The sequence below is a fragment of the Streptomyces narbonensis genome (assembly GCF_014649015.1).
Taxonomy (GTDB): Bacteria; Actinomycetota; Actinomycetes; order Streptomycetales; family Streptomycetaceae; genus Streptomyces; species Streptomyces narbonensis.
On the sequence record NZ_BMSF01000001.1, the window covers coordinates 497,815 to 524,031 of the forward strand.

General features: G+C 72.1%; 24 protein-coding genes. 20 read left to right on the forward strand and 4 right to left on the reverse strand.

Annotation, left to right across the window (positions count from 1 at the left end; all coding sequences use genetic code 11):
- Positions 1-57: 57 nt before the first annotated feature.
- The 4 genes from hrcA (at position 58) to IE124_RS02145 (ending at position 4,198) form a co-directional block, all read left to right on the forward strand.
- Positions 58-1,077: a heat-inducible transcriptional repressor HrcA gene (gene hrcA, locus IE124_RS02130; protein WP_055643517.1), complete on the forward strand. Its 1,020-nt coding sequence runs from the start codon at positions 58-60 to the stop codon at positions 1,075-1,077.
- On the forward strand, positions 1,078-2,214 hold the full coding sequence (gene dnaJ, locus IE124_RS02135) for a molecular chaperone DnaJ (protein WP_056640391.1): 1,137 nt from the start codon (positions 1,078-1,080) through the stop codon (positions 2,212-2,214).
- Positions 2,215-2,375: 161 nt separating this feature from the next.
- A complete protein-coding gene (locus tag IE124_RS02140) occupies positions 2,376-3,458 on the forward strand; it encodes a nitronate monooxygenase (RefSeq protein WP_189504157.1) in 1,083 nt (360 codons plus the stop codon).
- A complete protein-coding gene (locus IE124_RS02145) occupies positions 3,455-4,198 on the forward strand; it encodes a 16S rRNA (uracil(1498)-N(3))-methyltransferase (protein ID WP_189504159.1) in 744 nt (247 codons plus the stop codon). The genes IE124_RS02140 and IE124_RS02145 overlap by 4 nt, the downstream gene beginning before the upstream one ends.
- A 122-nt stretch (positions 4,199-4,320) precedes the next feature.
- On the opposite strand, the gene IE124_RS02150 is transcribed toward IE124_RS02145, so the two are convergent.
- Complete coding sequence (locus IE124_RS02150; RefSeq protein WP_229832030.1) at positions 4,321-4,680, reverse strand: hypothetical protein; 360 nt, start codon at positions 4,678-4,680, stop codon at positions 4,321-4,323.
- Positions 4,681-4,853: 173 nt separating this feature from the next.
- On the opposite strand from IE124_RS02150, the gene IE124_RS02155 reads away from it, so the two are divergent.
- From IE124_RS02155 to IE124_RS02180, 6 genes are all read left to right on the forward strand, one after another.
- Positions 4,854-6,209: an AAA family ATPase gene (locus IE124_RS02155; protein ID WP_189504161.1), complete on the forward strand. Its 1,356-nt coding sequence runs from the start codon at positions 4,854-4,856 to the stop codon at positions 6,207-6,209.
- Entirely contained in the window at positions 6,206-7,300 is a 1,095-nt protein-coding gene (locus IE124_RS02160) for a tetratricopeptide repeat protein (RefSeq protein WP_189504163.1), read from the forward strand. Before IE124_RS02155 ends, IE124_RS02160 begins: the two co-directional genes overlap by 4 nt.
- Positions 7,301-7,393: 93 nt before the next feature.
- Positions 7,394-7,753 carry a histidine triad nucleotide-binding protein gene (locus tag IE124_RS02165; protein WP_189504165.1) on the forward strand — a complete coding sequence of 120 codons (360 nt, stop codon included), beginning with the start codon at positions 7,394-7,396 and terminating at the stop codon, positions 7,751-7,753.
- A gap of 3 nt (positions 7,754-7,756) precedes the next feature.
- Positions 7,757-8,659, forward strand: coding sequence for a ribonuclease Z (locus tag IE124_RS02170; RefSeq protein ID WP_189504167.1), 903 nt, complete (start codon positions 7,757-7,759; stop codon positions 8,657-8,659).
- A gap of 22 nt (positions 8,660-8,681) precedes the next feature.
- Positions 8,682-9,680: an adenosine deaminase gene (locus IE124_RS02175; protein WP_189504739.1), complete on the forward strand. Its 999-nt coding sequence runs from the start codon at positions 8,682-8,684 to the stop codon at positions 9,678-9,680.
- A gap of 500 nt (positions 9,681-10,180) precedes the next feature.
- The gene (locus IE124_RS02180) at positions 10,181-12,820 is read left to right on the forward strand and encodes a CLIPPER-2 domain-containing protein (RefSeq protein ID WP_189504169.1); all 2,640 of its coding nucleotides are present in this window, start codon (positions 10,181-10,183) and stop codon (positions 12,818-12,820) included.
- 133 nt (positions 12,821-12,953) lie between these two features.
- Here IE124_RS02180 and IE124_RS02185 read toward each other — a convergent pair whose 3' ends face one another.
- Entirely contained in the window at positions 12,954-13,700 is a 747-nt protein-coding gene (locus IE124_RS02185) for a class I SAM-dependent methyltransferase (RefSeq protein ID WP_189504171.1), read from the reverse strand.
- A 224-nt stretch (positions 13,701-13,924) separates the two neighbouring features.
- The gene (locus IE124_RS02190; protein ID WP_189504173.1) at positions 13,925-15,268 is read right to left on the reverse strand and encodes an MFS transporter; all 1,344 of its coding nucleotides are present in this window, start codon (positions 15,266-15,268) and stop codon (positions 13,925-13,927) included.
- Between the two features lie 256 nt (positions 15,269-15,524).
- On the opposite strand from IE124_RS02190, the gene IE124_RS02195 reads away from it, so the two are divergent.
- The 5 genes from IE124_RS02195 to IE124_RS02215 all read left to right on the forward strand — a co-directional run bounded on the left by IE124_RS02195 (position 15,525) and on the right by IE124_RS02215 (position 19,988).
- Complete coding sequence (locus IE124_RS02195) at positions 15,525-16,643, forward strand: carbohydrate kinase family protein (RefSeq protein WP_189504175.1); 1,119 nt, start codon at positions 15,525-15,527, stop codon at positions 16,641-16,643.
- 105 nt (positions 16,644-16,748) lie between these two features.
- Positions 16,749-17,828: a PhoH family protein gene (locus IE124_RS02200; RefSeq protein WP_189504177.1), complete on the forward strand. Its 1,080-nt coding sequence runs from the start codon at positions 16,749-16,751 to the stop codon at positions 17,826-17,828.
- 12 nt (positions 17,829-17,840) lie between these two features.
- Entirely contained in the window at positions 17,841-18,338 is a 498-nt protein-coding gene (gene ybeY, locus IE124_RS02205; protein WP_024757712.1) for an rRNA maturation RNase YbeY, read from the forward strand.
- A 4-nt stretch (positions 18,339-18,342) separates the two neighbouring features.
- Positions 18,343-19,638 (forward strand): hemolysin family protein, encoded by a 1,296-nt coding sequence (locus IE124_RS02210; RefSeq protein ID WP_189504179.1) that lies wholly within the window; start codon positions 18,343-18,345, stop codon positions 19,636-19,638.
- A complete protein-coding gene (locus IE124_RS02215; protein WP_189504181.1) occupies positions 19,635-19,988 on the forward strand; it encodes an MmcQ/YjbR family DNA-binding protein in 354 nt (117 codons plus the stop codon). Before IE124_RS02210 ends, IE124_RS02215 begins: the two co-directional genes overlap by 4 nt.
- Positions 19,989-20,067: 79 nt before the next feature.
- Here IE124_RS02215 and IE124_RS02220 read toward each other — a convergent pair whose 3' ends face one another.
- A complete protein-coding gene (locus tag IE124_RS02220; protein WP_189504183.1) occupies positions 20,068-21,474 on the reverse strand; it encodes an MFS transporter in 1,407 nt (468 codons plus the stop codon).
- Positions 21,475-21,632: 158 nt separating this feature from the next.
- On the opposite strand from IE124_RS02220, the gene IE124_RS02225 reads away from it, so the two are divergent.
- The 5 genes from IE124_RS02225 to IE124_RS02245 all read left to right on the forward strand — a co-directional run bounded on the left by IE124_RS02225 (position 21,633) and on the right by IE124_RS02245 (position 26,176).
- Positions 21,633-22,454: a helix-turn-helix transcriptional regulator gene (locus IE124_RS02225; RefSeq protein WP_370468728.1), complete on the forward strand. Its 822-nt coding sequence runs from the start codon at positions 21,633-21,635 to the stop codon at positions 22,452-22,454.
- 65 nt (positions 22,455-22,519) lie between these two features.
- Positions 22,520-22,882 (forward strand): cytidine deaminase-like protein, encoded by a 363-nt coding sequence (locus IE124_RS02230; protein WP_055643534.1) that lies wholly within the window; start codon positions 22,520-22,522, stop codon positions 22,880-22,882.
- 236 nt (positions 22,883-23,118) lie between these two features.
- Positions 23,119-23,598 (forward strand): hypothetical protein, encoded by a 480-nt coding sequence (locus IE124_RS02235; RefSeq protein WP_189504187.1) that lies wholly within the window; start codon positions 23,119-23,121, stop codon positions 23,596-23,598.
- 191 nt (positions 23,599-23,789) lie between these two features.
- Positions 23,790-25,124, forward strand: a complete 1,335-nt coding sequence (locus IE124_RS02240) for a beta-xylosidase (RefSeq protein ID WP_189504189.1) — start codon at positions 23,790-23,792, stop codon at positions 25,122-25,124.
- A 65-nt stretch (positions 25,125-25,189) separates the two neighbouring features.
- Positions 25,190-26,176, forward strand: coding sequence for a WxL protein peptidoglycan domain-containing protein (locus tag IE124_RS02245; RefSeq protein ID WP_189504191.1), 987 nt, complete (start codon positions 25,190-25,192; stop codon positions 26,174-26,176).
- Positions 26,177-26,217 lie beyond the last annotated feature (41 nt).

The following is a 26,217-nucleotide window of genomic DNA, read 5'->3' on the forward strand; positions in this document are numbered from 1 at the left end:
GGTGAGTGCCAAAAGTGGAGCAACCGGAACGACGACGACAGCTGGAGGTGCGCACGAATGCTCAGCGAACGCAGACTCGAGGTCCTGCGCGCCATCGTCCAGGACTACGTCGGGACGGAGGAGCCGGTCGGCTCGAAGGCGCTCACCGAGCGCCACAAGCTCGGCGTCTCGCCCGCCACCGTCCGCAACGACATGGCGGTGCTGGAGGAGGAGGGGTACATCGCCCAGCCCCACACCAGCGCCGGCCGCATTCCGACCGACAAGGGCTATCGGCTCTTCGTCGACCGGCTGGCCGGCGTCAAGCCGCTGTCGACGCCCGAGCGGCGGGCCATCCACAACTTCCTCGACGGCGCGGTCGACCTCGACGACGTCGTCGGCCGCACGGTGCGGCTGCTCGCGCAGCTGACCCGTCAGGTCGCCGTCGTCCAGTACCCCTCGCTGACCCGTTCGACCGTCCGGCACGTGGAGCTCCTCGCGCTGGCCCCGGCCCGCCTGATGCTCGTGCTCATCACGGACACCGGCCGCGTCGAGCAGCGCGTCATCGACTGCCCCGCGCCCTTCGGCGAGACCTCCCTCGCCGACCTGCGGGCCCGGCTCAACAGCCGGGTCGTCGGCCGCCGGTTCGCCGACGTGCCGCAGCTGGTGCAGGACCTCCCCGAGTCCTTCGAGGAGATCGAGGACCGCGCCACGGTCTCGACCGTGCTCGCGACCCTCCTCGAAACGCTCGTGGAGGAGCACGAGGAGCGGCTGATGATCGGCGGCACCGCCAATCTCACCCGCTTCGGACACGACTTCCCCCTGATGATCAGGCCCGTCCTGGAGGCTCTGGAGGAGCAGGTCGTGCTCCTCAAGCTGCTCGGCGAGGCCAAGGAATCGGGCATGACCGTACGCATCGGGCACGAGAACGCCCACGAGGGGCTGAGCTCCACCTCGGTCGTCTCGGTCGGCTACGGTTCGGGCGGCGAAGCAGTCGCCAAACTCGGCGTGGTCGGACCGACCCGCATGGACTACCCCGGAACGATGGGAGCGGTACGCGCAGTGGCACGTTACGTCGGACAGATCCTGGCGGAGTCGTAAGTGGCCACGGACTACTACGCCGTACTCGGCGTGCGCCGCGACGCTTCCCAGGACGAGATCAAGAAGGCCTTCCGGAGGCTCGCGCGCGAGCTGCACCCGGACGTCAACCCTGATCCGAAGACGCAGGAGCGCTTCAAGGAGATCAACGCCGCCTACGAGGTCCTCTCGGACCCGCAGAAGAAGCAGGTCTACGACCTGGGCGGCGACCCCCTCTCGGCCTCCGGCGGCGGTGGCGCGGGCGGCTTCGGCGCGGGTGGCTTCGGCAACTTCTCCGACATCATGGACGCCTTCTTCGGCACGGCCTCGCAGCGCGGTCCGCGCTCGCGGACGCGCCGCGGCCAGGACGCCATGATCCGTCTGGAGATCGACCTCAACGAGGCGGCCTTCGGCACCACGAAGGACATCCAGGTCGACACGGCCGTCGTCTGCACCACCTGTTCGGGTGAGGGCGCGGCCCCCGGCACGTCCGCGCAGACCTGTGACATGTGCCGCGGCCGCGGCGAGGTCTCCCAGGTCACCCGGTCCTTCCTGGGCCAGGTCATGACCTCCCGGCCCTGCCCGCAGTGCCAGGGCTTCGGCACCGTCGTCCCGACCCCGTGCCCCGAGTGCGCGGGCGACGGCCGGGTCCGGTCCCGCCGCACGCTCACCGTCAAGATCCCGGCCGGTGTCGACAACGGCACCCGGATCCAGCTCGCGGGCGAGGGCGAGGTCGGCCCCGGCGGCGGCCCCGCCGGCGACCTGTACGTCGAGATCCACGAGATCCCGCACGAGACGTTCCAGCGGCGCGGCGACGACCTGCACTGCACGGTGACCATCCCGATGACGGCGGGTGCGCTCGGCACGAAGGTGCCGCTGCAGACCCTCGACGGCATCGAGGAGATCGACATCCGCCCGGGCACGCAGTCCGGCCAGTCGGTCCCGCTGCACGGCCGCGGCGTCACGCACCTGCGGGGCAACGGCCGGGGCGACCTGATCGTGCACGTCGAGGTGCAGACCCCGGGCAAGCTCGACGCAGAGCAGGAGCGGCTCCTGCGCGAGCTGGCCAAGCTCCGCGGCGAGGAGCGCCCCACCGGGCAGTTCCAGCCTGGGCAGCAGGGCTTGTTCTCGCGCCTCAAGGACGCCTTCAACGGGCGGTAGGCGCTTGGCCTGGGCCGCTCGGCTCACAGCCGGCGGACGAGGGCGGTACCCGTGTCTCACGGGTACCGCCCTTTCCCCGTCCCGCCTACGGGTTCGGCCCGCCGACTCCCCGTCCCGCCCACCGGTTCGGCCCGCCGACACGGCCATGAAACGATGCCCGTATGTCCACCACCGCACTGAACGATCTCTTTCGGTTTCCGATCGTGCAGGCCCCCATGGCGGGTGGCGCTTCCTGTCCCGAGCTCGTCGGAGCCGTCTGCAAGGCCGGTGCGCTCGGCTTCCTGGCCGGCGGGTACAAGACGGCCGGAGGCCTGTACCAGGAGATCAAGCAGGTACGCGGGCTCACCTCGCGGCCCTTCGGCGTCAACCTCTTCATGCCGCCGGGCGGCCCGCACGCCGACCCCGCCGCCGTCGAGGTCTACCGGCACCAGCTCGCGGGCGAGGCGACCTGGTACGAGACCTCCCTCGGCGAGGCCGACGACAGCCGTGACGACGGCTACGACGCCAAGCTGGCGATCCTCCTGGAGGACCCGGTCCGCGTCGTCTCCTTCGCCTTCGGCTGCCCCGCACCCGAGACGCTCGCCGCCTTCGCCCGTGCCGGAACGTTCACGCTCGTCACCGTCACCTCCGCCGAGGACGCCGTCGCCGCCGAGCGGGCCGGTGCGGACGCCGTCTGCGTCCAGGGCGCCGAGGCCGGCGGCCACCAGAGCACGTACCGCGACGACCCGGCCGACGACGGCACGCCGGGGACCGGGCTCCTCGCCCTCGTCACCCAGGTCCGCGAGAGCGTCGCGCTGCCGATCGTCGCCACCGGCGGGATCATGCGGGGCGCGCAGATCGCCGCAGCCCTCGCCGCCGGGGCCGACGCCGCCCAGCTCGGCACCGCCTTCCTCTCCTGCCCCGAGTCCGGCGCGCACCCGCTGCACAAGAGGGCCCTGACCGATCCGCTCTTCACCCGGACCGCCTTCACCCGGGCCTTCTCCGGGCGTCCGGCGCGCGGGCTCGTCAACCGCTTCATGCGCGAGCACGGGCCGTACGCCCCCGCCGCCTACCCGGAGGTCCACCACCTCACCGCCCCGCTCCGCAAGGCCGCCGCCGCCGCCGGCGACGCCCAGGGCATGGCCCTGTGGGCCGGGCAGGGCCACCGTCTCGCCCGCGAACTCCCCGCCGGGCAGCTCGTCGAGGTCCTGGCAGCCGAACTCGACACCGCACTCTCCGACCTGGCTCACAGGAGCGCCTCATGACCGCACCCGTCTTCGTCGTCGACACGATCCCCGACACCCGCCTCTTCGTCCTGGACGGGCCCGAGGGCCGGCACGCCGTCTCCGTGAAGCGGCTGAACCCGGGGGAGGAGCTCGTCCTGACGGACGGCCGGGGCCGCTGGGCCGACTGCGTGGTGTCCGCCGCCGAGGGCAAGGACCGGCTGACGGTGGAGCTCTCCACCGTGCACGAGGACCCCGAGGAGGAGCCGCGCGTCACCGTCGTCCAGGCGCTGCCCAAGGGCGACCGGGGCGAACTCGCCGTCGAGACCATGACGGAGACCGGGGTCGACGCGATCGTGCCCTGGGCCGCCTCCCGCTGCATCACCCAGTGGAAGGGCGACCGGGGCCTCAAGGCGCTCGCCAAGTGGCGCTCCACCGCCCGCGAGGCGGGCAAGCAGTCGCGCCGCACCCGCTTCCCCGAGGTCGCCGACCTGATGACGACCAAGCAGGTCGCCGCCCTCCTCGCCGCCGCCGACTTCGCCGGGGTCCTGCACGAGGACCGCGCGCACGGGAGTGACGCGCTGGCCACCGTCGAACTGCCCGCGAAGGGCTCGATCGTGCTGGTCGTCGGCCCCGAGGGCGGTGTCTCGCCCGACGAGCTCGCGGCCTTCGAGGCGGCCGGGGCGAAGCCGTACCGGCTGGGCCGCAGCGTCCTGCGCACCTCCACGGCGGGGACGGCGGCGACGGCGCTCGTCCTGGCACGCACCGGCCGCTGGAGCTAGGGGGTGTCGTCACATTCCCGTCTGCCCCGCGGCGCCGCCCTTCGGGCGACGACGGGAATGTGACGACACCCCCTAGGGGGAGCCGGCTGGTGTCAGCCTGAGCCGGCCGGAGCCCGCTGGGGCTATCCCTCGGCCGGCTCCGCCAGCGTGTCGTAGAGCGGCCAGGCGTCCTCCTCGCGGACGCCGTGGGCCGTGGGGAGGAGGCCGCGGGTCCCGGCCTCCTCCAGGAAGCGGCGTACGACTCCCGGCTTGTTGAGGTTCAGGATCTCGCCGCCGGTCGAGGCCACGTCGCCCAGGCCGAAGGGGTATCCGGCGACGATGCGGCCCGGGCCGTCCCGGAAGGCCAGACGGAGCTGGGCGTGCCGGGTCTCCGCGCGGCGCAGGGTGAGGACCGTCCGGCAGTCGGGGTGGCGGTGGCGGACGTTCCAGAGCCACACCGTGCCGTCCACCGTCAGTTCGCGCACCGCGCCGTCCCGTCTCATCCGGCGCAGTGTACGGACGGTGGCTCCGGCGGAGGGTGACGTCGGTGGACCGTGGGTGCCGGGGGTCGGTGATGTTGGTGGACCGTGATGCCGGGGGTCGGTGACGTCGAGGGTCGGCGTTTTTGCCGGAACCCGGTGGACGGCCGCCCCCGGGTCCTTCATAGGGTGGCCGCATGGCCGACGAGTCCCCTCTGATCCGCAGTCTGCGCACCGCCGTTGCCGCCGCACCCGGTGACGTACCCCTGCGCCTCCACTTCGCCGAGCTGCTCCTTTCCGAGGGGCGCAACGAGGAGGCCGTCGCGGAGGCGGCCGTCGCCCTCCAGCACGCGCCCGGGGACGCGGACGCCCGCGCGCTGATGATGCGGGCGATGGGCGTGCCCTCGGCCCCGGTGCCGGAGCCGGACCCCGCGCCGGTGCAGCCGCCCGTGGCCGAGAAGCCCGCGGCGTCGGCCGAGAAGCCCGCGGCGTCGGCCGAGAAGCCCGTGGCAGAGAAGCCCGCGGCCCCGAGCGAGGCCTCCGCCCCGTCCCACCCCGCCTTCGACTGGGACGCCGCCGAGCAGCAGGTCCAGGACCTCGTCGGCCCCCGCTTCCTCGACGATCCGCAGGCCGAGGGCGGCGAGGGCGCCGCCGGGGACGCCGCCGCCTGGGACGTGGACGCCCCCGGTGCCGTACGCCTCGCCGACGTCGGCGGCATGGAGGAGGTCAAGGAGCGCCTGGAGGCCGCCTTCCTCGCCCCCATGCGCAATCCCGAACTGCGCAGGCTGTACGGCAAGTCGCTGCGCGGCGGCCTGCTCCTGTACGGGCCTCCCGGCTGTGGCAAGACCTTCATCGCCCGGGCCGTCGCGGGCGAGCTCGGCGCGAACTTCCTCACCGTCTCGCTCTCCGACGTCCTCGACATGTGGATCGGGGCCTCCGAGAAGAACATCCACGACATCTTCGAGACCGCCCGCCGCCAGGCCCCCTGTGTCGTCTTCCTCGACGAGCTGGACGCCCTCGGCGCCAAGCGTTCCCGTACGCACCACAGCGGCCTGCGCAATGTCGTCAACCAGCTCCTCACCGAGCTGGACGGCATCGCGAGCGGCGCCGGCAACGAGGGCGTCTTCGTGCTCGCCGCCACCAACGTGCCCTGGGACGTGGACATCGCGCTGCGCCGCCCCGGCCGGCTCGACCGCACGCTCCTCGTGCTGCCGCCCGACGCCGCCGCCCGGGAGGCGATCCTCCGCTACCACCTGCGGGAGCGCCCCATCGAGGCCGTCGACCTCGGCAAGCTCGTCAAGGTCACCGAGGACTTCTCCGGCGCCGACCTCGCCCACCTCTGCGAGTCCGCCGCCGAGTCCGCGCTCCTCGACTCCGCCCGCACCGGCTCCGTACGCCTGATCACCACCAAGGACCTCCTCGGCGCGGCCAAGCAGATCAAGCCGTCCACGGAGCCGTGGTTCGCCGCCGCGCGGAACGTCGCCATGTTCGCCAACGAGGGCGGGCTGTACGACGACCTCCTCGCCTACCTGAAGCGGAAGCGCAAGCTGTGACCACTCCGACCGCGCTCCTGCGCGCCGAGGCGCTGTACGACACCGGCCGGTACGAGCAGGCCGGGGCGCTCGTCGCCCAGCACCTGGCGACCGACCCGGAGGACGCCGACGCCCTCGTCCTGCTCGCCCGCTGCCACCACCGGGCCGGCGACGCCCCGGCCGCCCTGGCCGCCGTGGAGGAGGCGCTGCGCGCCCGGCCCGAGCTGCTCATGGGCTGGCTGATGCGCGTCCAGATCCTGCTCGCCCTGAAGCGGTTCCAGGACGCCGAGGCGAGCGGCCGGCAGGCCGTCGAGCTCGCCCCGCAGTACTGGGGGAGCCACTACGCGCTCGGCACGGCCCTCGCCGAGCACGCCGAGCACGCCCGGTCCCGGGGCCGCGCGCACGAGGCCTACGAGGCGGCGCGGGCCGCCGTCGCCCTCGGCCCCGAGGAGGACGCGGCCCACTTCCTGGTGGGCCTGACCGCCCAGCGCCGGGGCGACCACGCCACCGCGCAGCGGGCCTACGAGACGGCTCTGCGGCTCAACCCGCAGAGCAGCGAGGCCCACAACAACCTCTCGCTGCTGCGGCTGCGCCGCCGCTGGTTCCGGCGCGGGGCCTGGACGCAGGCCGCCGAGGGCTTCGTCGCCTCCGCCGCGCTCGACCTCGACGACCGCAAGGCCCGCTACAACCTGGAGGCCATGGCCTGGAACACCGCGGCAGGGGCCCGCTGGGTCGCCCTCCTCGGCTTCATCGCCTCCGCCGTCGCCGTCGCCTGGATCCCCGTCGGCGCGGGCTGGGCCGAGGCGGCCGTCCCGCTCCTGCTCGGCGGGGCCGTACTCGTCGGCGCCTGGGCCGGGTGGGCGGTGTGGATGGGCCGCCGGGTGCCGCCCCGGCTGCGCCGCCCCATGCTGCTCGTGGCGCGCAACTGCAGGCCCGTGCTGTTCATGGCCGGTGCCGTCGGCCTTCTCGGGCTCTATTCGCTCGCCGACCTCGCCCTGTGGTCCTTCGACTCGGGGGTGGTGAGCGCATTCGGCACGCCCCTCTTCTGGGGTGTGATCATCACGTACTGGGTGAGCCGCTCGGCACTGAACCGCCGCGCGCCGAAGGACTGATCGAGCGAACGGCCGGACGTCCCGATCTTGTCGGCGGCGGCCTATAGCATTCCCGATGGACCCATACACAACAGAGGCGAGGAGGCCCGGGCCATGGCCGGAGAGCCGCAGAGCGACTGCCTGTTCTGCAAGATCGTGGCAGGGGAGGTGCCGGCGACGATCGTGCGCGAGACCGAGACGACCGTCGCGTTCCGCGACATCAACCCGCAGGCGCCGACGCACGTCCTGGTCATCCCGCGCCTCCACTACCCGGACGCCGCGTCGCTGGCCGCCGCCGTGCCGACCGTCGCCGCCGACATACTGCGTGAGGCCGGAGAGGTCGCCGCCCAGGAGAAGGTCGACGGCCACGGCTTCCGGATCGTCTTCAACACCGGCGCCGGCGCGGGCCAGACCGTCTTCCACGCCCACGCGCACGTGCTGGGCGGCCGCGGTCTCAACTGGCCCCCCGGCTAAGCCGTGTCCGTACGCGAACTGGTCGTCCTCGGGACCGCGAGCCAGGTCCCGACCCGGCACCGCAACCACAACGGCTACCTGCTGCGCTGGGACGGCCAGGGCATCCTCTTCGACCCCGGCGAGGGCACCCAGCGCCAGATGCTGCGCGCCGGGGTCGCCGCCCACGACCTCGACCGGATCTGCGTCACGCACTTCCACGGCGACCACTCGCTCGGCCTGGCCGGGGTGATCCAGCGGATCAACCTCGACCAGGTCCCGCACCCGGTCACCGCCCACTACCCGGCGAGCGGGCAGCACTTCTTCGAGCGGCTGCGGTACGCCACGGCCTACCGCGAGACGGTGCAGCTGACCGAGTCGCCGGTCGCCGCCGACGGGCCGCTCGCGGTCACCGAGGCGTACACCCTCGACGCGTGCAGGCTCTCGCACCCCGTCGAGTCGTACGGCTACCGGGTCACCGAGCCCGACGGGCGCCGGATCCTGCCGGAGAAGCTCGCCGCGCACGGCATCAAGGGCCCGGACGTAGGCCGGATCCAGCGGGAGGGCAGCCTGAACGGCATCTCCCTCGACGAGGTCAGCGAGGTCCGTCGCGGGCAGCGCTTCGCCTTCGTCATGGACACCCGCCTCTGCGACGGGGTGCACGCGCTCGCCGAGGGTGCCGACATGCTCGTCATCGAGTCGACCTTCCTCGACGAGGACGTCCGGCTCGCCACGGACCACGGCCATCTGACGGCCGGACAGGCCGCCGCCGTCGCGCGGGACGCGGGCGTGCGGCACCTCGTCCTGACCCACTTCTCCCAGCGCTACAGCGAGCCGGCCGAGTTCGAGCGGCAGGCGCGGGCGGCCGGCTTCGACGGCGAACTGAGCATTGCCCAGGACCTCATGAGGGTCCCCGTACCGAAGAGATAGAGCACCACCCATGCACCTCCCCGTGGGCCTCCCCAAGGCCGAGCTCCACCTCCACATCGAAGGCACCCTCGAACCCGAGCTGGCCTTCGCGCTCGCCGCGCGCAACGGCGTCACCCTGCCGTACGCGGACACGACCGCACTGCGCGAGGCGTACGAGTTCAGCGACCTCCAGTCCTTCCTGGACCTGTACTACGGCCTGATGGCGGTCCTGCGCACCGCCGAGGACTTCACCGAGCTCGCCGAGGCCTATCTGGAGCGGGCCGCGGGCCAGGGCGTCCGGCACGCCGAGATCTTCTTCGATCCGCAGGCTCACACCGCGCGCGGAGTCCCGATCGGCACGGTCATCGAGGGCCTTGGGGCCGCCCTCGACCGGTCCGAGGAGCGGTACGGGATCTCGACCCGGCTGATCCTGTGCTTCCTGCGCGACGAGTCCGCCGAGTCGGCCCTGGCCACCCTGGAGGCCGCGAAGCCGTACCTGCACCGGATCACCGGCGTCGGCCTGGACTCGGCGGAGGCCGGCCACCCGCCCGCGAAGTTCCGCGAGGTGTACGAGGAGGCCGCCCGGCTCGGGCTGCGCCGCGTCGCCCACGCCGGCGAGGAGGGCCCCGCGGCCTACGTCCGGGAGGCCCTCGACGTCCTCGGGGTGGAGCGGATCGACCACGGTCTGCGCTGCATGGAGGACCCGGAGCTCGTCGACCGGCTGGCCCGGGAGCAGGTGCCGCTGACGCTCTGCCCCCTGTCGAACGTCCGGCTCCGCGTCATCGACACCCTCGCCGACCACCCGCTCCCCGCGATGATGGCCGCAGGCCTCCTCGTGACGGTGAACTCCGACGACCCGGCCTACTTCGGCGGCTACGCGGGTGACAACTTCGACGCGGTCCGGGCCGCCCTGGCCCTGGAGCCGGAGCAGCTCCGCGCACTCGCCCGCAACTCCTTCGAGGCCTCCTTCCTGGAGGACGACGAACCGCGCAGGGCCCGGTACCTCGCGGACGTGGAGGCCTACGACTTCGGCGCCTCCTAGGGCTCTCCCAGCGCTCTCCGGTTTCGACGATCGCGCCTTCGCACCGGCCGACCATCCGATGATTCTCCGGCGGTGATCGCCCGGTCGAGCACACTTGCAAGCGGTGGCGGCGGGCAGGTGTGTTGCCCGTTTCGGGTTCGATGGCGAGTGCCATCATCGGGCAAAAATCCGCTCCTCTATCACTGGGGCCGTCAGGCCTTGAGGAGGACCATCGCATGTCAAGGGTCGGTCGGTGCGCGCGTCTGTTCGCCGCACTTCTGTTGATGCTCGTGGGCTCGGCCGCCGTAGGCGCCACCTCAGCCCACGCCGCCACCGAGCAAATCACCGTGAGCCTCTACCGGGTCGTCGAAATCTCCTGTGACGAGGGAGACGGCGAGGCGTGTGGGAACGACTACTATCCGAAATTCGAAATCGACCATCAAGGGCTGTTCGACGGGAAAGACGACTACTGCTGCGCCCACGGGGCCGACTTCAGGACCAACTGGGTCCGGACGGCGACCGTGGACACCAGCCACAACCCCGTCGCCATCCACCTGGAGCTGTGGGACCAGGACGACCTGAGCGCCGACGACCCCGTCCGGTGGGTCGGTGCGAGCAACGACCTCAACCTCTCGTTCGACCTGACGACCTGCACGTTCACCGGCAGCGGTCTGACCGGTCAACAGGGAGCGGGGGTCCCCACCCTGGCCGGTGAGAGCGAGGGCCCCGTGGCCCGGGGCTACTTCACGATCACCACACCCACGTGCGTGGGCCTGGCGAACAGCGTGGACAGCGACGGCGACGGCCTCATGAACACCTGGGAGGTCCCGGGCAGGGGCTACGACTTCGACACCGACGGAACCGTGGACCTGCCCCTGGGGGACCAGCCGTACGGGGCCGTCCCCTACCGCAAGGACCTGTTCGTCGAGGCGGACTACATGGCCGAGACCAAACCGCAGGCCGAAGCCCTCGCCGACGTGGTCAAGGCGTTCGCCGAGGCTCCGGTCGACCCGTACCCCGATCCGGCCGACGCGACGAAGACCAAGTTCCGGGGAGTCAACCTCCATGCCATGGAGGGAGAAGCCGTCACGACCGTGAACCCCCTCATGTGGCGGTCGGACGGCCCTGGCACGGCGGACGACTTCAACGACCTGAAGAGCGGGACCCCGCGCGGCCCCTGCACCGGATTCTTCGGCTCGGCAGCCGATCGGTCCAGCCCCAACTGCGCGAACATCCTGAGTGCGAAACGCCAGGCCTTCCGCTACATGCTCTTCGCCATCAGCTTCTTCGACGGATCCACGCCGCCCAAGGCGTCAACGGCGTCGGGCAGTTCCGAGTGGACCTCCGTGGGCCCGCAGGGCGGCAACGACTTCATCGTGACCCTGGACACCTGGGATTCCTCGACGGTCGAGAAGATCGGCGCACGCAGGAAGTCCGAGGCCGCCACCTTCATGCACGAGCTCGGGCACACGCTGAGCCTGGGACACGGCGGCAACGACGCGGTCAACTGCAAACCGAACTACCTCAGCGTCATGAACTACACGCTGCAGTTCGCGGGCAGGGACCCCGAAAGGCCGCTGGACTATTCCAGCGCGGCCCGGGGCACGGCCCTCGGGACGACCCCGGCCACGGTGCTCGACGAGGCGAGCCTGAACGAGAACAACGGCGTGTACGGGACGCCCTCACCCGCGCGCAAAACCGTCTACGGAGTCGGCGGCAAGCTGCGCGTCGCACCCGCCACGAACGGTCCCATCGACTGGAACGAAACCGGCGGCGACAAGGAATCCGCCATCCCGGCCGACATCAACTACATCCAGTCCATCGGTCCTGACAACGGCGGATGCAGCAAGGCCAGCCCCGGTCAGAGCCTGGGCGGCTTCGACGACTGGGCGAACATCCAGTACAACCCCCGCCTCAACGCCGAGTTCTTCGCCGACGGAGACCGCCCGCTCCTGCCGGAGCTGACCGAGGAATCGGTCCGCGCCATGTTCCAGCAGGCCGACCTCAAGATCGCCAAGTCCGCCGACGAAGCCGACGCCACCGGCGGGGACACGGTGCACTACACGACCACCGTGACCGACCTCGGCCCCGGTACCGCCACGGGCATCCACGTGGACGACACCCTGCCCGACGGCAGCACCCAGCAGCGCTCGCTCGCCGACCTGGCCAACGGCGCCACCGCCACGGTCACACCGGCCTTCACCTACCTCGTGCCGTGCGACACGGCAGACGGCACGGTCCTCACCAACCGCGCCACGGTCACCGGCACCGACACCGAGGGCGTGCCCGACCCGTACACGGACGACAACACGGCACGGGCGACCACCACCGTGCACGCCCCGGTCCTGACCGTGGACAAAGCCGCCACGGCCACCGTCGACGCGGGCCAGGCCATCACGTACACCCTCACCTACGCGAACACGGGGAGCGGCGCCGCATCCGGCGTCACCCTCACCGACACCCTGCCGGCGGGCGTGTACTACAGCCAGGCCCTCGATCTCGGCACCGGCCCCAGGCCGAGCTCCGTGACCCTCAACGACGACGGCACCCGGACCCTGGTCTGGAACGTCGGCAGCCTCCCGGCGCACTCCGGCGACCGGCAGATCGTCTTCACCGCGAGGCCGACGCTCCTGGCCCTGGCCGGCACCACCTACACCGACACCGTGTCCGTCGGCTACAAGAACGCCGGCGGGGCGTGCACCTTCGCGCCCGTCACGGACTCCGCCACCACCACCATCACCGTGACTCCGCCCAGCCGCGACCCGCTCTCCCAGGGCTACTGGAGGAACCACCCGGAGCAGTGGACCGCCGAGTTCCTGGCCCGCGTACAGGCCACCGACCAGCGATACGACACCGACCGGAGCGGGGCCCTGTCCGCAGCCGAGGTCACCGCGGCCTTCGGCGACAACAACGCGCCCAAGAGCATCCTGGGCAAGCAGCTGTTGGCCGTCTACCTCAACCTGGCCACCCGGCGCATCAACGCCGGAACGGTCATCCTCTCGCGTACCACCCAGTCACTGGGCCTGCACAACGTCCGCGAGGCCGTGATCCACGCACAGGACACGCTGCTCCTCCCGGTGAACTCCGGCACCGCGCAGCGCTACAGCAGGATCATCGGAGTGCTGGACGACATCAACGCCAACAGGATCGAGCAGTACTGACGGCTGACCACAAGGCCCTCCGTACGCTCCGAGGCCCCGCTCCCGCGCGTTTCCGCGCCGGTGGCGGGGCCTCGCCGCCGAGGTGTCCGCGCAGCCGCCCCGCCCTCCCCGCAGGGCGGCCCCGCGGACCGCGTCAGGCGCGGCAGCGCAGCAGTTCCAGCGGCGGGTTGGAGAGCATGTCCGCCCAGAACTCCTCGCCGTACTCGCGGACGCCCCCCTCGGACACCGACAGCGGGACCCACTCCAGCGCGCCGAACCCGGCCCCCTTGAGGGACTGCTCGTAGACCTCGCGGCGCGGGCACGTGGTGATGATGGTGATCGGATGCGGGGCGAGGAGGGCCGTGAGCCGTCCTCGGCTGCCCGTCTCGATCTCCTCGCCGGTCGCCTCGATGCGGAAGCCGTACTTGTCCAGCGGCGGGCCGTCGTAACGGTAGTCGGGTGTCTGGACGAGCAGGAAGAACTCCCCGCCCGGCTTCAGGTTCTTGTGGATGGCGGCGCACATCCGCTCCATCTCCGCGATGTCCCCAGCGTAGTTGAGACACTGCACGCCCAGCGCGACGTCGTAGCTCCGGTCGAGCTGCCGCAGCTCGGAGACGTCGCCGACCTCGTAGACCACGCCCAGCGGGTCACGCCGGTCGATCTCCTTCGCGGCGGCGATCATCTCGGCGGAGAGGTCGACGCCGAAGACGTCGGCGGCGCCGCGCCGCTTGAACTCCCTGCTGTAGAAGCCGGTGCCGCACGCCAGGTCGAGGACCGACTTGCCGGTCACGTCCCCGACCAGGCTCAGGAAGCTGGGCACCTCCCCGTAGCGCATCAGGGGCAGGGACTTGAATCCTTCGAACGCCTCGCCGATCTCGTCGTACTGGTCCTGCACGTTCACGTGCTTCCCCCGTCTACGTTTCGTCCGGTAGGTGGCCACGCCGAACAGCCCTCCGGGAAGGGAGGGTTGGCCGGCAGTGGTCGTGGCAGTGAGTCTGCGCCCGTCCCGTCCGGCCGTCGTATTGGCGGAAGGCACGAAGAAGTCGACGGGGTGACGCCCGTATCACCCAACAAGTCGATCGACGGCGGGACGAACGCCGCAGGTGGCGGGCGTGGAGCCGCCGCTCAGCCCCGGTCCGACGGTCCGGCCGGCCGGAAGGCCGATTTCGCCGCGCGGCGGCGGGACGCGCGGACGGGGAACTCGGTCACCGGCTGCTCCGGGGCGCCCATCTGGGGGACGAGCGCGGAGGACGCCGAGGCCGTGCCCGCGAGGACGGCGGCGGGGGCGCCGCCGCGGCGCCGGACGGAGCCCGGGACGAGCGGGCGGCCGGAGGCGTGGCGGGCCACGGCCGTCATGGGGACCGCGACGAGGAGGAGCAGGGAGCAGAGGACCACGCCCATGCCCGTGTACCCGGCGTTCTCCGAGAGCAGGCTGCCGACGACCGGGCCGCAGGCGACGCCCAGGGAGGACGCCGAGCCGACCAGGACGGCCCAGCGGCCGCGGGGGTCGAGGGAGGCGGCGAGGCCCAGGAGGTACGAGAGGACGACCGGGTAGACGGCGTTCCAGAGGATCTCGCCGGTCGCGAAGGAGGCCAGGCTCCCGGCGGCCGAGCTCAGCAGCACGCAGCCCGCGATGACGACGGTGCCCACGCCGATCGGCACCGCCCGGCCGAGGCGCGAGCCGAGCGCGCCCGCCGCGGTGACCCCGGCGAGCCCGGCGCCGAGCGCCGCCGCGAAGACCGCGCCGACGGTGACCTCTGAGAGGCCGGCCTGGGTGAGCCCGATCCGGCCGCTGACGCCCCAGAGCGCGTTCTGCGCGAGGGACCAGCACAGGATGCCCCCGGCGAGCACGGCCCCGGCCCGGCGGTGGGGCAGCGGGCCGGTGGGGGCGGCCGACGGTTCCGTACGCCCGGCTCCCGCGCGCGGGGCGCCCGGCAGCCGGCCCGTCAGCGGCCACACCAGGGCAGCCGCGCAGGCGATGGCGACCAGCGGGGGAGCGTGCCCGGAGCTCAGGTGCGGCAGCGTGAGGTAGAGGGCACCGGCGGTCGCCGAGACCGTGAGCAGGCCCAGCGACGAGGCCCGGTGCGGGTCGCGCTGCCCGGCGATCCCGGCCGCCGCGACCGCCGTCGCCGTGCCCGAGCCGAGGCCGCCGAGGACCGCGCCCGCGACCACCAGCGGCACGGCGTGGGTCGCGGCGGCGGAGCCGTACCCGATCGCCATGGCGATCAGACCCGCGCGGGCCGCCGCGCGGGGGCCGATCCGCTCCCCGCGCGCGGCGAGCGTGAATCCGGCGGTGGAGGAGCCGAGCAGCAGGACGGAGCCGACCAGGCCCGCCTGGGAGGGGCCGATGCCGAGGCCCGAGGCGAGGCGGCCGACGACGGTCGGCAGCAGGTACGGAGCGAGGTAACCGGCGGTGAAGAGAGCAACGAGGGCGACGAGGGCCCCCGAGCCGCGAGGCCGCGACGACATGGGCGTTCCCGGGAACGAAAAGGGGAGGGGTGGAGCGCCCGGTGGTGCACGGGGCACGGGGTCGCGGAACCATGTGTATCAAGCAGGTGAGTTGCCCGAGAAGGTGGTATCCGGGAGTAAATTATGTGATCCGGGTCACCATCGGTTTGGCATGCGACTTTCCGGGTAGGCGGTCAGCCTTCCTCGTGCGTCCCACCCGTCACCCGGCCCTCATCGGGCACACTGATTTGATCCGCACCACGTCCGGGGAGCCGCCGTGAGCACAGCAAGGGGAGACCAGCCGCAACACCAAGCAGGGGTCGACCCGTTGGTGTGCCTGCGCGAGCCCACCGACCCCGCCTGCGACGTCTTCCTGACCGGCACGGTCTTCCTCGACATCATCTTCACCGGCCTCGACAGCGCCCCCGTCCGCGGCACCGAGTCCTGGGCCCGCGGCATGGGCTCCAGCCCCGGTGGCGTCGCCAACATGGCCACCGCCCTCGCCCGCCTCGGCCTGCGCACCTCCCTCGCCGCCGCCTTCGGCGACGACCACTACGGCGAGTACTGCTGGGACGCGCTGGAGCAGGGCGAGGGCATCGACCTGACGCTCTCCCGCACCGTCCCCGGCTGGCACTCCCCGGTGACCGTCTCCATGGCCTACGAGGGCGAGCGGACCATGGTCTCCCACGGCCACGAGGCCCCGCCGCTCGACGGCGCCCTGCCCGCCTACCCGCCGCACGCCCGCGCCGCCGTCGCCTCCCTCGTCCCCGGCCGCGCCGAGGAGTGGGTGGCGCAGGCCGCGCGCGGCGGCGCCAAGGTCTTCGCCGACGTCGGCTGGGACGACACCGGCCGCTGGGACCTGGCGGGCCTCACCGACCTGGAGCACTGCGAGGCCTTCCTGCCCAACGCCGCCGAGGCCATGCGGTACACCCGCACCGACTGCCCCCGGGCCGCCGCCCGCGCCCTCGCCGACAAGGTCCGCTACGCGGTGGTCACCCTCGGTGCCGAGGGCGCCTACGCCGTCGACGGCGCCACCGGCGAGACCGCCGAGGTCCCCGCCATCCAGGTCTCCGCCCTCGACCCGACCGGCGCCGGGGACGTCTTCGTCGCCGGTTTCGTCACCGGCACCCTCGCCGACTGGCCCCTCGCCGACCGGCTCGCCTTCGCGGGCCTCACCGCCGCCCTCTCCGTCCAGGAGTTCGGCGGCTCGCTCTCCGCCCCCACCTGGGGAGAGATCGCCGCCTGGTGGCAGCACGTCCAGGGCCACGCCCAGCAGGATCCGGAGGCGCTGCGCGACCGGTACGCCTTCCTGGAGCGGCTCCTTCCGGCCCCCGCGCGCCCCTGGCCGCTGCGCCGCGCGGTGCCCACGATCGGCTTCCGTGCGGCCGCCTCGTAAATCCCTTCGGCCCGTCGCCCCCAAGTCGTAGGCTTGGAAGCCGAGAGGTTGTCGAGCAGCGAGAACCCTGCAACGGGAGGTATGCGCAGGCCACAGTGCCGGCCCATGACTCAGACACCCACAGCCCACGACGGAGCGTCCCTCGACGGGAAGCCCGACCAGGCCCGCGCCCACTTCACCGTCCCCGCCAAGCATCCGATGGTGAGCCTGCTGGGCTCCGGTGACGCGCTGCTCCGCGTCATCGAGAAGTCCTTCCCGCGGGCCGACATTCATGTCCGGGGCAATCAGGTCAGCGCGGTCGGGGACGCGGCGGAAGTCGCCCTGATACAGCGCCTGTTCGACGAGATGATGCTGGTGCTCCGCACCGGTCAGCCGATGACGGAGGACGCAGTGGAACGCTCGATCGCCATGCTCAGGGCGAGCGACGAAGGATCGGCGGACGGCGGCGAGACCCCCGCAGAGGTGCTCACGCAGAACATCCTCTCCAGCCGGGGCCGCACCATCCGCCCCAAGACGCTCAACCAGAAGCGGTACGTCGACGCCATCGACAAGCACACGATCGTCTTCGGCATCGGCCCCGCCGGCACGGGCAAGACCTACCTCGCCATGGCCAAGGCGGTCCAGGCCCTGCAGTCCAAGCAGGTCACCCGGATCATCCTGACCCGGCCCGCCGTCGAGGCGGGCGAGCGGCTCGGCTTCCTGCCCGGCACGCTCTACGAGAAGATCGACCCCTACCTGCGCCCGCTCTACGACGCGCTGCACGACATGCTCGACCCCGACTCGATCCCCAAGCTCATGGCGAGCGGGACGATCGAGGTCGCACCGCTGGCATACATGCGTGGCCGCACCCTCAACGACGCGTTCATCATCCTCGACGAGGCGCAGAACACGAACCCCGAGCAGATGAAGATGTTCCTCACCCGCCTCGGCTTCGACTCGAAGATCGTCATCACCGGTGACGTCACCCAGGTCGACCTGCCGAACGGCACGAAGAGCGGTCTTCGCCAGGTCCGCGACATCCTGGACGGTGTCCCGGACGTCCACTTCTCGACGCTCACGTCGCAGGATGTCGTCCGGCACAAGCTCGTCGGCCGTATCGTCGACGCGTACGAGCAGTACGACCTCCGCAACGACAGCCGCGACGACAGCCGCGGCGAGCACCGGCGCGGCCGTAACGGGAAGTAGAACGCAGAACACATGTCGATCGACGTCAACAACGAGTCCGGTACCGAGGTCGACGAGCAGGCGATCCTCGACATCGCCCGCTACGCGCTCGCGCGCATGCGCATCCACCCGCTCTCCGAGCTCTCGGTGATCGTCGTGGACGCGGAGGCGATGGAGCAGCTCCACATCCAGTGGATGGACCTGCCCGGGCCCACGGACGTCATGTCCTTCCCGATGGACGAGCTGCGTCCGCCGGCCAAGGACGACCAGGAGCCCCCGCAGGGGCTCCTGGGCGACATCGTGCTCTGCCCCGAGGTCGCCACCCAGCAGGGCAAGGACGCGCCGACGGAGCACTCCATGGACGAGGAGCTCCAGCTCCTCACCGTCCACGGCGTGCTCCACCTCCTCGGGTACGACCACGAGGAGCCCGAGGAGAAGGCCGAGATGTTCGGCCTCCAGGCGGCGATCGTCGACGGCTGGCGCGCGGAGAAGGGCCTCACCGGCCCGTCCCCGGCTCCGACCGTCTCCTGACCCGATGGACGTCTCGCTGATCCTCGGCGCCGTCGCGCTGGTCGTCGTCGCCTGGCTCGCCGCCTGCGCCGAGGCCGGCCTCGCCCGCGTCTCCAGCTTCCGCGCCGCCGAGGCCGTCCGGTCCGGGCGGCGCGGGGCCGAGAAGCTCGCCCAGATCTCCTCCGACCCGACCCGCTATCTCAACGTGGCGCTGCTCGTCCGCGTCGCCTGCGAGATGGCGGCCGGCGTCCTCGTCACGTACGCCTGCCTCGAAGCCTTCCCGGAGACCTGGGAGGCGCTGCTCGTCGCCATCGTCGTGATGGTCCTCGTGTCGTACGTGGCCGTCGGCGTCTCGCCGCGCACCATCGGCCGCCAGCACCCGCTGAACACGGCGACGGCCGCCGCGTACGTCCTGCTGCCGCTGGCCCGGATCATGGGGCCGATCCCGCAGCTCCTGATCCTCATCGGCAACGCGCTGACCCCGGGCAAGGGCTTCCGCAAGGGCCCCTTCGCCTCCGAGGCCGAGCTGCGGGCCATGGTGGACCTCGCCGAGCAGGAGTCGCTCATCGAGGACGAGGAGCGCCGCATGGTGCACTCCGTCTTCGAGCTGGGCGACACGCTCGTGCGGGAGGTCATGGTGCCGCGCACCGACCTCGTCTGCATCGAGCGGTACAAGACGATCCGTCAGGCCCTCACCCTCGCGCTGCGCTCCGGTTTCTCCCGGATCCCGGTGACCGGCGAGAACGAGGACGACATCGTCGGCATCGTGTACCTGAAGGACCTCGTCCGGAAGACGCACATCAACCGCGACTCCGAGGCCGACCTCGTGTCGACCGCGATGCGGGCCGCCGCCTTCGTCCCCGACACCAAGAACGCCGGCGACCTCCTGCGCGAGATGCAGCAGGAGCGGAACCACGTCGCCGTCGTCATCGACGAGTACGGCGGCACGGCCGGCATCGTCACCATCGAGGACATCCTGGAGGAGATCGTCGGCGAGATCACCGACGAGTACGACCGCGAGCTGCCGCCCGTCCAGGACCTGGGCGAGGGCAGTCACCGCGTCACGGCCCGCCTCGACATCGGCGACCTCGGCGAGCTGTACGGCCTGGGCCCCGACGAGTACGACGACGAGGACGTGGAGACCGTCGGCGGACTGCTCGCCAAGGCCCTCGGCCGCGTCCCGATCGCGGGCGCGAAGGCGGTCGTGGAGCTGCCGGACGGCCGCTCGCTGCGGCTCACGGCGGAGTCCCCGGCCGGCCGCCGGAACAAGATCGTCACCGTGCTGGTGGAGCCCCTGGAACCGGAGGACGAAACGGAATGACCCCCGACGAGCTGCGTGCGCTCTGCCTGGACTTCAACGACGCCTCGGAGGAGTTCCCGTTCGGACCGGACACCTCCGTCTTCAAGGTCGCCGGGAAGATGTTCGCGCTGTCGTGGCTCGACGGGGACCCGCTGCGGATCAACCTCAAGTGCGACCCGGACGAGGCGGTACGGCTCCGCGCGGAGCACCCCGCCGTCGCCCCGGGCTACCACATGAACAAGCGGCACTGGAACACCGTGACCGTCGGAGAGCTCCCGGACCGCATGGTCCGGGAGCTCGTCGAGGACTCGTACGACCTCGTCGTCGCCGGTCTCCCCAAGGCGGTACGGCTCCGACTCGACCGGCCGTAGGACGGGTCGGGGCCCGCCCTGGGGGTGTTTTGTCGATCACGCCGCGAGCCCGGCCTGATCGGCAAGACACCCCCTGGGCTCAGGCGCGTCGCCGCAGGCCGAGGGCGACGAGCACCGCCGTGCCGAGCACGATCGCCGCGTCCAGGGCGAGGACCGTGCGGACACCCCCGAACAGGTCCCCGCCCGTCGTCGCGAGGACCCCGAGCAGTGGGATCCCGATGGTGAGCCCGACCTGCTGGGTGGTCGTCACCAGGCCGGTCGCCAGGCCCTGCTCCTCGTCCGGGACGCCGGAGGTGACGATCAGTCCGTACGAGATGATCGCGCCGAGATGGAACATGCAGGCCAGCGAGGCCGCGACCGTCGCCAGGAGCGCACCCGACTCCTGGCCCACACCGAGGATCGCCGCCGTCAGCAGGCCCTGCCCGGCGAGCGAGCCGACCAGGACGCGGCGGGCGCCGAGCCGGCCGATCACCTTCGGCGCGAGCATCCCCGCCACGACCGCGAAGACGCCCTGGACGCCGAAGACGAGACCGGTGGCGAAGGACGACAGGCCCAGCGTCTCCTGGAGGTACAGGGTCAGGACGAAGATGACGGTCGACATCATCGAGAAGGTGATCAGGCCGCCCAGGTTGCCGAAGGCGACCGTGCGCCGGCGCAGCATCGGCAGCGAGACGAGCGGGGCCGCGTGCCGGGACTCGACCCGGACGAAGACCGCGAGCAGCAGCAGCCCGGCCGCCAGGGTGACCAGGACGTCCGTCCGGCCGAAGCCGTGCTCGGCGGCCGTCGACAGGGAGTAGATCAGGGCGAGCAGACCGCCCGTGACCGTCACCGCGCCCGGCACGTCGAGCCGGGGCTTCTCGGGGGTCCGGGACTCGGGCAGCAGGCTCGGCGCCAGCGGCAGCACGATCACGGTGAAGAGCGCGAGCAGGCCCATCGTGGAGCGCCAGCCGAGCGTGTCGGTCATGACCCCGCCGAGCACCATGCCGACGGTGAAGCCCAGCGACAGCAGGGTGCCGGAGATGCCGAGCGCCTTGTCCCGCAGGGGGCCCTCGGGGAAGGTCGTCGTCAGGAGCGACATGCCGGTGGGCACGATCGCGGCGGCGCCGATGCCCTGGAGGGCGCGCCCGGTGAGGAAGGCGGCCGGGTTCCAGGCGAAGGTGGCGAGCAGCGAGGCCGCTCCGAAGAGCGCGAGCCCGGCGAGGAAGAGCTTCTTGCGGCCGTAGAGGTCGCCCATCCGTCCGAAGAGGAGCAGGAAACCGCCGGAGGGCAGGGCGAAGGCGGTGACGGCCCACTGGAGAGCCGACTGCCCGAGGCCGAGGTCGGCGCCGAGGGCGGGCAGGGCCACGTTCAGGACGGAGAAGTCGAGCGCCACCATGAACTGGGCGGCGCACAGGACGAAGAGGATGAGCCGGTTGCGGCCCGTGAGGGACGCAGGGGCGGCCGGGGGAGCGGCGGGCGGAGCGGGTGAAGTGGTCGTCGTTGCCATGCCCACGACTCTCGCGTCACGGGAACACGGGTGGGGAGCGGGTACTTATCCTGTTGGTCGCACCACCAGGCATCCAGGGGGAGGAAGCAGACGTGGCCACCGCTCTCGAGAGCACCAGCGCGAAGCAGCACCGCCTCGGCGAACTGCGCGAGTTCCTGATGAGCCGCCGGGCCCGGGTGAGCCCGGCCGAGGCGGGACTCCCGGACGGCGGGGCGCGCCGCCGCACGCCGGGCCTGCGTCGCGAGGAGGTCGCGGTCCTCGCGGGCGTCGGGGTGTCCTGGTACCAGTGGCTGGAGCAGGGCCGCGACATCACGGTCTCGCCGCAGGTGCTGGACTCGGTGGCGCGGGTGCTGCGGCTCAGCCCGGCGGAGCGGCGCCATCTGTACGTCCTCGCGGCGCTCAACCCGCCGGCCCTGGAGGCCGCCCCGGAGGACCGGGACATGTGCCAGGGGCTGCGGCGGCTGATCGACACGTGGATGCCGTTCCCCGCGCACATCATGGACGTGTACTGGAACACGGTGCTCTACAACGACGCGGCGGCGATCGTGCTCGGGATGCGGCCGGAGGCCTCGCAGAACTGCCTGGTCACCTTCTTCACCGACCCGCTGTACCGCTCGCGGATGGGGCACTGGGAGGAGCTCGCGCCGCGGGTCGTCGCCCAGTTCCGGTCCGCCTGCTCGGAGTGCCCGGACGACGAGGGGTTCCGGGCGGTCGTCGAGGAGCTCAAGGAGCTGAGCCCGGAGTTCGCCGAGCTGTGGGAGCGGCGGGACATCCTGCCGGGCGGCCAGAACCGCAAGGAGATGGAGCACCCGCTGGTCGGCACGCTGGTCGTGGAGGCCACGCAGCTCAGGGTCCCGGCCCGGCCGGACCTGGTCATCGTCATGCACACCCCGCTCCCGGAGGCCGACACGGCCGCGAAGCTGGAGTGGCTGGTCTCCCCGGAGGGCCGCCGCGGGGCGATGTACCCGGTCGCGGGCTGAGATCCGCAGGGCCGTGGGGTGAGACGGAGCGCGGCCGTCCGCGGGCTCCGACCTATGCTCGGGCCATGACACTCAGCAGCGAGCACGGCGACCTCGGCGCCGAGGACCTCAAGATCATCACCCTGGCGCGCAGCGCCCGCGCACGCAACGGCGTGCCCGAGGGGGCGGCCGTACGGGACGAGACCGGGCGGACGTACGTGGCGGGGACCGTGGAGCTGGAGTCGCTCAAGCTGAGCGCGCTGCAGACCGCGGTGGCGATGGCGGTGGCCAGCGGTGCCCAGTCCCTGGAGGCGGCGGCCGTCGTGTCGAACGCCGGTGCCGCGTCGGCGGAGGACCGCGCGGCCGTACGGGACCTCGGCGGCCCGGAGACGCCGGTGCTGCTCGCCGGTCCGGACGGAAAGCTGCGCGAGGCCGTCACCGCGGGCTGACACGCCGTCGTCGCGGGCTGACACGCCGTCGTCGCGAAGGGCGACAATGAGACATCGAGGGCCCGGCCGTGTGCCGGGCCCTTGCGCGTTTGTGAAGGATCACCGCAACTTCTCTTGCCTTCCCCGGCCGTCTGCGTCTCAATGAGCATCGGTTCGCCCGACGGACCGTCAGATATTCGCCGTTCACGCAGCGCCCGCACCCCTGCGTTCGTCATCGGAAGGGGTTCGAACTCGCCATGAGAAGCAGAAGCACCTTAGGGACGGTCGCGGTACTCACCGGAGCACTCGCCGCCGCCGGACTCGCCTTCGCCCCGACGGCCGGAGCCGTCTCGCCGGGGTCCGCGTCGGCGCAGTACGACTGCGGCAGCTGGGGCGGCGGCACCGCCAACATCACCGCGACCCAGAGCGGTACGTCCGCGACCATGACGATCAGCACGGCCGTCACGACGCCGATCCCGGTCGGCGCCGACCAGATCAACGCCACGCTGACGCTGGCGAAGGCGGGCGGCGGCACCCGGGTCTTCACCGGGAAGAAGAACCCGGCGGTCGGCGCCGGGCAGCCCGTCACCATCGGCCCCCTGAGCGGGATCGTGGCCTCCGGCGACAGCCTCAACTCGTACTTCGCGGGTGTCGCCCTCAAGATGGTGATCTTCGGAGTCACGGTGAACTGTGACGCCGTGACCTCGCAGACGCCGGGCCCGTTCGTGTTCAGCTGAGCCCTGCCCCACCCCTGACCGGTGTCGCCGACGGCGGCACCGGTCTCTGGCGTGACCTGGGCAAATGCCAGGAATATGCTGATCTTGACAGAATCTGATGGGTCATCAGTCGATGGTTTTCGATTCCATTGACTTCTCTCGGCCCGCAGCCGTCAATGGCGCCCTCTCATCCCTCAGGAGGGGGCCCACACATGGCACTCACCCGATCCAGGGCGGCGACCCGAAGACGGCGCTGGACCGCCGTCCTCGGCGCCACCGCCCTCGCGGTCGCCGCAGGCGGCGCCATCGCCGCTCCGGCCCACGCGACCACCGACTCCGCCCCGGTGGAGTTCCAGACCCGATGCGTCCCGCCGCCGATCGCCGGCATCCCGCCCATCACGGGCACCACGACCGCCGAGATCACGGTCGACAAGGCCGCGCCCAAGGTCGGCGACACGGTCACGGTGACCTACACGATCACCAAGCCCGCCGCGTCGAACCCCGTCGACCTCGCGCTCCCGGCCGACATCATGACCCCGAGCGGCAAGGTCGTCCTCGGCGGCGCCCAGACCGGCGCGGTGAGCGTCACCGGACCCAAGAAGAACCCGCCCATCCCGGGCAAGGGCTCCTTCCCGGCCTTCTCCATGACCGGCACCTTCACGGTCACCGAGGCCGGATCGATCACCCTCTCGCCGGGCGACTACAACATCCACACCAGCTACCTCATGGAGCTGGACACCCCCTGTACGGTGCTCAACCCGCCCGCCCCGGTCTCCGAGACGGTCGTCGCGAGCCCCGTGACCAGCCCCAACGCCCGGACGCTCCAGCTCGACAGCGCCTCGGGCGACCCCGGGGTCCGGGTGACCGTCACCGGCGCCAAGTTCACCCCGCTCGCCGAGGTCACCGTCGTCGGCCGGGCCGGCGGCGCCGAGACCGCGGACAAGATGACCGTCACGACCGACAGCGAGGGCGGCTTCGCCGCGCGCCTGAAGGTCAACGACCCGGCGACCACCGGTGTCGTGGCGTACGAGGGCGCGGCCTGGGACCCGGAGAAGGGCGCCGGACCCGCCGCGTACAAGGTCGTCGTACCGGCCCCGCCGAACAGCCAGACGATCACCGCGGCCGTCACGGCGGGCGAGCTCTCCATGAGCCAGGCCGGGGACGCCGTCGAGCTGACCTCGGTCGACTTCGGGCAGGGCGGCGCGGCCACCGGCGATCTGAAGACGGTGACGGTCAAGGACTTCCGCGGCGGTCCCGCGGGCTGGTCCCTCACCGGCAAGGTCACCGACTTCACCGGCCCCGGCGGAGCCATCGGCGCCGGGAACCTCAGCTGGACCCCTGCCTGCGCCGCCAAGGCCGGCAGCCCCAGCGCCTGCGCGGCCGGCTCGGCCGGTCCCGTCGGCAGCGGCGGCGCGACCCTCGCCTCCACGCCGAACGGCACCCTCACGGGCGGCGAGTTCACCGTCGACGCCAAGCTCTCCCTCGACGTCCCGGCGTTCACCGCGCCCGGTTCGTACGCGGGCGTGCTGACGCTGACCCTGTCCTGACCACCCGGCGGGCCGGCCGGGCGACCCCCGGCCGGCCCGCTCCGCACCCGGGGGTTCTCCGCACTGTGCGCAGCAAGCCGTACGTCCTCCGACCGCTCCTCCTCGGCGCGCTCCTCGCGTCCCTCGTCTCCCTCGTGTCGCTCGTGCTCCCCGGCGCCGCACCGCGGGCCGCCGCCGCCGAGAACGGCGAGTGGGCCGTCTACCCGGCCGCCGCGAAGCCCGGCAGCCGCCCGTACTTCTACCTCTCCGTCGACCCCGGCACCTCGCTCACCGAGCGCGTCACCGTCACCAACAAGACGGCCGCCCCGCTCAGCTTCCGGCTGTACGGCGCCGACGCCTACAACACCGACCGGGACGGCGGCTTCGCCATCCGCACGCAGGCGGAGAAGCAGACCGGCGCAGGTGCCTGGATCAAGCCCCGGCAGACCCGGGTCACCGTCCCGCCGCGCTCCGCCGTCACCGTCCCGTACACGCTGGCCGTCCCCGCCGACGCCGACCCCGGCGACCACCCCGGCGCCCTCGTCGCCCTCGACGAGCGGATCAGCCCCAGCGGGCAGGGCTCCGTCGCCGTCGGCGTCCAGCGCGCGGTCGGCGCCCGCGTCTACCTCCGGGTCAACGGCCCTACCGTCCCCGCCCTCGCCGTGGAGGACGTCACCCTCGACCAGGACCGGCCGCTCGTCCCCGGCACCGGCACGAGCAGCGCCCTCGTCTCGTACACCCTCCACAACCGGGGCAACGTCACCCTCAACCCCAAGGTCGTCCTCAAGGCCGAGGGGCTCTTCGGGCGCACGCTCCTCGACCGGGACCTGGCGAAGGTGCCGTCCGAGCTGCTGCCCCGCCAGAAGATCCGGCTCACCGAGCGGTGGAACGGCTCCCCGCAGTTCGACTGGGGCGACGTGACGCTCACCGCCAGCGCGAAGAACGTGAAGGAGACCGGCACCGTGTCCTTCACGGCCCTGCCCTGGCTCGCCGGCGGGACCCTCCTCGTCGCGACCGTGACCGGCTTCTTCGGCCTCCGGATGCGCCGCCGCCGGGCCCTGGACGAGGCCTGAGGCGGGCCCCGGGACGTCCTGAGTGCGTGAGGCGGGCGCTC